Genomic DNA, 2062 nt, shown 5'->3' on the forward strand with positions numbered 1-2062 from the left:
GGTGATGACCTCCGGACGGCCCGGAACTCATCGGTCCCGGCCGACCCCCATGGCCGCGCCCGAAGAGGCGTGTGTCCGAGGGGCCCTAGTTGTATTGACCCGCAGGGTTGTTGACACGGGTGATGGGTGGGTGGCCGCCGAGTGCGGTGTGGCTGCGGTGGTGGTTGTAGGTGTGGAGGAAGTCTGCCAGGGCATCGGTGCGTTCGGTGTTGGCGGTGTAGGGCCGGATGTAGGCCCATTCGTCGAGCAGGGTGCGGTTGAAGCGTTCGACCTTGCCGTTGGTCTGGGGCCGGTAGGCCCGGGTCAGCTTGCCTGTGGCGCCGAGGTCCGCGAGGGCGTTCCTCCAGGCCAGGCCCTTGCGGTAGGCCCAGGCGTTGTCCGTCAGGACCCGCTCGATGCGGGGGATGCCCTGGCGGTGGAAGAAGGCGGCTGCGCGGGTGAGGAAGCCCGCGCAGGTCGCGACCTTCTCGTCGGGGTGGATCTCGCTGTAGGCCAGGCGGGAATGGTCGTCGACGGCAGAGTGGATGTAGTCGAAGCCCATGTTGCTGCGGGTGGCGCGGCCGGCCTGGCGGCCCAGGGTCCTGTGACCGCCGCCGTCGGGGATCCGGCCGAGCTTCTTCACGTCGATGTGGATCAGCTCGCCGGGCCGGTCGCGTTCGTAGCGGCGGATCAGGGTGCCGGTCGGACGGTCGATCCAGGACAGCCGGTTCAGACTGTGGCGGGTCAGGATCCGGTGCACGGTCGAGGCGGGCAGGCTGAACTTGCTCCGCTTTGACGGACACCATTGGTGTGGTGGTCAGGCCGCGAGCGCGGTCTCGTATTCGGCGGGACTGCGGTAGCCGAGGCTGCTGTGCAGCCGCTGCAAGTTGTACCAGCTCTCGATCCACTCGAAGATCGCGGTGCGGGCGAGAGCCCTGCTGGGCCAGGGCTTCGTGCCGAGCAGTTCCCGTTTGATCGTGGCGAAGAAGGACTCGGCGAGGGCGTTGTCCCAGCACTGTCCAGTGCGGCCGAGTGATAGCCGGACGTCGAACTCGGCTGCCAGGGAGGCGAATTGCTGGCTGGTGTACTGGCATCCGCGGTCCGAGTGGAAGATCACCGGACGGGTGGGACGGCGCCGTCGGTGGGCGGCTTTGAGGGCGTCGGCGACCAGGTCGGTCCGCAGATGATCAGCGGTTGCCCAGCCGACAACACGGCGGGAGGCGATGTCAATGACGGTGGCCAGGTAGAGCCAGCCTTGATCGGTCGGGATATACGTGATGTCGCCGCACCAGCGGATGTCGAGTGCGGCCGGGTCGGGTGCGAAGTCGCGCCCGATGAGGTCGGGCCTGGCGGCGGCCCGCGGGTCGGGGACGGTGGTCAGGTGTCGCCGCCTGCGGTGCCGGCCTTGAAGTCCGGCGTCCTGCATCAGCCTGGCGACGCGGCGACGTCCGCATCTCTCGCCCTCGCGTTGCAGGACGGCATGGACGCGCGGGGCCCCGTAGGTGCCGCGGGAGTTCTCGTGGGCTTCGGTGATCTTCTCGGTCAGCTCCAGGTCGCGGACCGCGCGGGGGCCGGGAGTGCCGTTGCGGCGGGCGTAGAAGGCGGTGCGGGAGACCTTGAGCAGTTCACACGCGCGCTTGACATTGTGGTTGCTCTGCTTCTCCGCCTCGATGAACGGGTGCACCGTCACCGGGTCTCCTTCGCGAAGAAAGCCGTGGCCCGCTTGAGGATGTCGACGTCCTCCCGCAAGCGGCGGTTCTCCCGCCGCAGCGCGGCCAGCTCCTCGCGCTCGCTGCTGGTCAGCCCGTCACGCTCGCCCGCGTCGACCTCTGCCTGCTTGACCCAGTCCCGCACCGCGGTCTCGGTCAGATCGAAGTCCTTGGCTATTTGACCGACCGAGCGGTCACCGCGCCGGCACAGCTCGACGATCTCGGCCTTGAACTCAGACGTGAACGAACGGCGAGGGCGAGGCTTCTTCGTCGACGAGTCGTTCGGTCTGCCGACGGTGACCGACAACCACAAGGAACTGGAGAAGCCGGGACGCGACCCGCGCCCGGCCATCAATACGGCCGTCTTCAAGGAG

At 68.2% G+C, this 2062-nt stretch carries 2 protein-coding genes and 2 pseudogenes; 1 reads left to right on the forward strand and 3 read right to left on the reverse strand.

All coding sequences use genetic code 11. The features are described 5' to 3' along the window. Positions 1–85 precede the first annotated feature (85 nt). The 3 genes and pseudogenes from ACFV20_RS36765 to ACFV20_RS36775 all read right to left on the reverse strand — a co-directional run. Positions 86–754 (reverse strand): annotated as a pseudogene (locus ACFV20_RS36765) (IS481 family transposase); the annotation flags it as partial. Between the two features lie 42 nt (positions 755–796). Beyond that, on the reverse strand, positions 797–1669 hold the full coding sequence (locus ACFV20_RS36770; protein ID WP_381313548.1) for an IS3 family transposase: 873 nt from the start codon (positions 1667–1669) through the stop codon (positions 797–799). After that, positions 1666–2001, reverse strand: coding sequence for a transposase (locus ACFV20_RS36775; protein ID WP_385665455.1), 336 nt, complete (start codon positions 1999–2001; stop codon positions 1666–1668). Before ACFV20_RS36775 ends, ACFV20_RS36770 begins: the two co-directional genes overlap by 4 nt. On the opposite strand from ACFV20_RS36775, the pseudogene ACFV20_RS36780 reads away from it, so the two are divergent. Then, positions 1955–2062, forward strand: a pseudogene (locus ACFV20_RS36780) (hypothetical protein); the annotation flags it as partial. The gene ACFV20_RS36775 and the pseudogene ACFV20_RS36780 sit on opposite strands and share 47 nt — an antisense overlap.

Source organism: Streptomyces sp. NPDC059696 (assembly GCF_042733745.1).
Taxonomy (GTDB): Bacteria; Actinomycetota; Actinomycetes; order Streptomycetales; family Streptomycetaceae; genus Streptomyces.